Annotated in this window: 4 protein-coding genes; 1 reads left to right on the forward strand and 3 read right to left on the reverse strand. The window is 77.5% G+C overall.

Annotated elements, in window-relative coordinates; all coding sequences use genetic code 11:
• From EF918_RS33555 to EF918_RS33565, 3 genes are all read right to left on the reverse strand, one after another.
• On the reverse strand, positions 1-837 hold an 837-nt coding region (locus tag EF918_RS33555; protein WP_148141316.1), incomplete at its 3' end, for a biotin-dependent carboxyltransferase family protein.
• Complete coding sequence (locus tag EF918_RS33560; RefSeq protein WP_125652667.1) at positions 834-1,451, reverse strand: allophanate hydrolase subunit 1; 618 nt, start codon at positions 1,449-1,451, stop codon at positions 834-836. The genes EF918_RS33560 and EF918_RS33555, both read right to left, overlap by 4 nt.
• Positions 1,448-2,203: a LamB/YcsF family protein gene (locus EF918_RS33565; protein ID WP_125652668.1), complete on the reverse strand. Its 756-nt coding sequence runs from the start codon at positions 2,201-2,203 to the stop codon at positions 1,448-1,450. Before EF918_RS33565 ends, EF918_RS33560 begins: the two co-directional genes overlap by 4 nt.
• Before the next feature lie 97 nt (positions 2,204-2,300).
• Between EF918_RS33565 and EF918_RS33570 the strand changes: the two genes are divergently transcribed.
• Entirely contained in the window at positions 2,301-3,824 is a 1,524-nt protein-coding gene (locus tag EF918_RS33570) for a hypothetical protein (protein WP_125652669.1), read from the forward strand.
• Positions 3,825-3,849 lie beyond the last annotated feature (25 nt).

A 3,849-nucleotide genomic window follows, 5' to 3' on the forward strand; every position in this document is an offset into this window, starting at 1 on the left:
GGCGGGGAGGTGGGCGGGGGGCACCACGCCGAGGACCGGGTAGCCGCCGGTGACCGGGTGGTCCGCCAGGAAGACCACCGGGAGGCCGTCCGGCGGGACCTGGACCGCGCCCAGGACCATGCCCTCGCTCGGCAGCTCGCCGGCGCGGGCCCGTACCAGCGGGGGACCGGCCTCCGTGCGCAGGCCGATGCGGTTGCTCGCCGGGGACACCCGGTACGCCGAGCGGGCCAGGGCGGCCACCGACTCCGCGGTGAACCAGTCGTTCCGCGGGCCAAGGACCACCGGCAGCACCAGCTCCGCGGGCGGCGCGGGCAGCCGGTGCGCGTCCGCGCCCGCGACCGGCCCCGCCGGGGCCGGGCCGACCGGGAGCCGGTCGCCCGCGGCCAGCGGCGGCGGGCCCAGGCCCGACAGCAGGTCCGTCGAGCGGCTGCCCAGGACCTCCGGCACGGCGACGCCGCCGCGAACGGCGACATAGCTGCGCAGCCCCGAGACCGCCGCCCCGACCTCCAGGACCGCGCCCGGCGGCACCCGCACCGGCGCGGCCCACGGGACCGGCCGGCCCGCGACGCGGACCGGGGCCGGGGCGCCGGTCACCGCCACCGTGACCGCGGCCCCGGACGCGGCGCCCCCGCCCGCCGCCGGGCGCAGGGCGACCCCGTCCACGGTGGTCTCCAGCACGGCCGCGCCCGCGGGATTGCCGACCAGCCGGTTGGCCAGCCCGGCCGCGCCCGGGTCCAGGGCCCCCGACCGCGGCACCCCCAGATGGGCGAGCCCGGCCCGCCCGCGGTCCTGCACGGTGGTCAGGGCCCCCGGCCGCACCACGACCAGCACGGTCATGCGGCCGCCTCCGTGAAACGGACCCGGACGCCCGGCGCGAACAGGGCCGCCGGATCCCGGGCCGGGTCCCACACCACGGCGTCCGTGCTGCCGATCAGCTGCCAGCCGCCGGGGGAGGAGCGGGGGTAGACCCCCGCGAACTCGCCGGCCAGCGCCACCGCACCCGCCGGGACCGCCGTCCGCGGCGTGGCCCGGCGCGGGACGTGCCGCTCCGGCGGCAGGCCCGTCAGATAGCCGAAGCCGGGCGCGAAGCCGCAGAACGCCACCCGGAAGGTGAGCCCGCCCATCAGCCGGGGCACCTCCTCCACCGCGACCGACCAGTACCCCGCCACCTCCGCCAGGTCCGGGCCGTCGTAGCGGACCGGCACGGTGACCAGCGGACCCTCCGACTCCGCCGGCGGCGGCACGGCCCACCGCGCGATCCGCGCACCGAGCGCGGCCGGCGCGTCCACCCCGTCCAGCAGCACCGTCCGCGCCGCCGGCACGATCTCCGTGACCTCGCCCAACTCACCCGCGGCCCGGCGGCGCAGCAGCTCCGCGTGCAGCGCGGCCACCTCCGCCGTCGAGGCCACCTCCAGCAGCAGGGCCCGTTCCCCCACCGGCAGGGCCCTCATGCGAACGCCGCCAGCTCCACCCCGGCGTCCACCAGCGCCCGCCGCACCCGGCCGGCCAGCTCCGCGGCGCCCGGAGTGTCCCCGTGCAGGCACAGCGAACGCCCCGCCCCGCCCCGGACCAGGGCCAGCGCCTGCGCGACCACCTGATCCGGCTCGTGCAGCACCGCCCCCGGCTCCCGCCGGGGCACCAGCGTGCCCTCCGGGGTGTACGCCCGGTCCGCGAACGCCTCCGGTACGGCGGGCAGCCCGGCCCCGGCCGCCGCCGACAGCAGCAGCGACCCCGGCAGCCCCAGCACCGGCAGCCCACCCTCCGCCCCGCCCGCCAGCCGGACCCCGGCCACCACCGCCGCGGCCTGCTCGGCATCGTGCACCGTGCGGTTGTACAGCGCGCCGTGCGGCTTCACGTACGACACCCGGGACCCGGCGGCCCGGGCGAACACCTCCAGCGCCCCGATCTGGTACGCCACCTCGGCGGCCAGCTCCTCCGGCGGCACGTCCATGGCCCGCCGGCCGAACCCGGCCAGGTCCCGGTACGACACCTGGGCCCCGATCCGTACGCCCCGCTCGGCGGCCCGTTCGCAGACCCGGCGCATGGTCGCCGGGTCACCGGCGTGGAACCCGCACGCCACGTTGGCGCTCGTCACCACCGACAGCAACGCCTCGTCGTCCGTCAGCGTCCACCGCCCGAAGCCCTCGCCCAGGTCGGCGTTGAGGTCGATCACCCGGTCCGCGGGTGTGATCATGGATGCCATGCGCCGAGCGTAGCGAGCAGTCGCCGCGGCCGTTCCGGGCACCGCCCGAACCGCGCCGTTTGGGAGGTTGTCACAGGGACCGCCTAATCTCTTCACCGTGACTTTCCCTGCCCCGGCGAAGACCCTCCCGTCCCCGGCGCCGGGCCCGGCCGCCGACGAGGGCCTGGCCCGGCGGCTGCGCGCGCTCGCCTGCACCGCCCCGCTGCACGACCTCGACGCGCGCAAGGCCAATCTCGCCGGCGAGTACGGCGTCTACGCCATGGCCGAGGTGGCGCTCGCCGCGATCGACCTCGTCACGCTCAACATGGACTTCGACACCGGCGCCGACCACGAGCAGATAGTCGCCCGGCTGCTGCCCCGGGTCGCCGCCCAGGCCCCGCACCGGCCCGCCGCCGAGCACGAGCGGGTGGCCCGCTGGGTCCTGGAGAACCTGATCAACGTCGGCAGCGTCGACCGCGGCTTCCGCGCGGTCTACGGCACCTTCGGCCCGGACGGCGAATACGTCCGCCGGGACTACGACTTCAAGCTGATCGAGGAGGTCCCGGGCCACGACGGCGCCGTCTACCTGCGCACCACCGACGAGGCGGTCAACGTCCTGGTCGGCGCCCTCGACACCGACGTCACCAGCGCCCAGATCGCCGCCGAGGTGAAGCTGGAGGTGCTGATCAGCCGCGGCCGGCTCGCCGACGCCCAGCTCGCCGCCGAGCAGGCCCGCTACCGCACCGTCCAGTACGCCGAGACGCTGCGCCGCACCCTGGAGGCCACCCGGCGCAACGTCCGCGCGGTGGACTGGCTGGAGGCCGTACCGGACATGATCGCGGAGGCGCTGGACCACGTCGCCGACCGCTACCGGCACGAGAACGCCATCCTCACCAACATCCGCCGGGCCCGCGACGAGGCCGAGGCCGCCTCCGACTCCAGGACCGCCGAGCACAAGCGGCGCGCCGCGGAGCTGGTCGACATCGTCAAGGACTGCATCCGGCGCCACACCCAGCTCCAGTCCCGGCTGCTGGAGGCCGGCCCGCTGTTCCGCGCCGAGCAGGACCGCCAGGCCTTCGCCGCGCCCGCGCCCCGCTCCGGCATCGACCTGTACGGGCAGCTCGTGGCGCCCCTGCTGCCGCTGCCGGTCGCCCAGGCCCGCCGGGTGACCGACGCCTTCTTCGCCGCCGGCACCGGCCTGCGCACACCCGTCTCGGTGCGGGTCGGCGACCTGGTGGAGATCCTGCTGACCCCGCCGCCGGAGCGCGACCACCTCGGCGTCGAGATGCCCGAGCCCGACCTCATCGCCACGCCCGACGACAGCCGGTTCAGCGAGGAGCAGCTCGCCGCCGCCATGACCCTGCTGGACCTGCCGCACGACGCCCCGCGGCGGCTGTCCGGCCTGCTCGCCGAGGCCCGGCGCAGCGACCCGGACCTGCCGTACCTGGTGGCCCTGCTCGCCGTGCACGCGGCCAGCCCGCCGGTGGGCACGGCCTACCGGCAGGGCGAGGAGCGGCTGCTGTTCGCCGTGGACGACGGCACCGAGCTGGACGACCCCGAGTTCGGCGGCGCCGACCTGATCGTCGGCACCGCCCTCCTGGACGCGGCCGGCATGGCCGCGTCCCGCACGGAGCCGTCGTGACCCCGCCGGCCCCCACCACCCCCAC

It is taken from the genome of Streptomyces sp. WAC06614 (genome assembly GCF_003949795.1).
GTDB lineage: Bacteria > Actinomycetota > Actinomycetes > Streptomycetales > Streptomycetaceae > Streptomyces.

Excerpts from the sequence above, each read along its gene's own strand:
- EF918_RS33560 (WP_125652667.1), bottom strand. The coding sequence starts at position 1,451 with ATGAGGGCCCTGCCGGTGGGGGAACGGGCCCTGCTGCTGGAGGTGGCC.
- EF918_RS33565 (WP_125652668.1), bottom strand. The coding sequence starts at position 2,203 with ATGGCATCCATGATCACACCCGCGGACCGGGTGATCGACCTCAACGCC.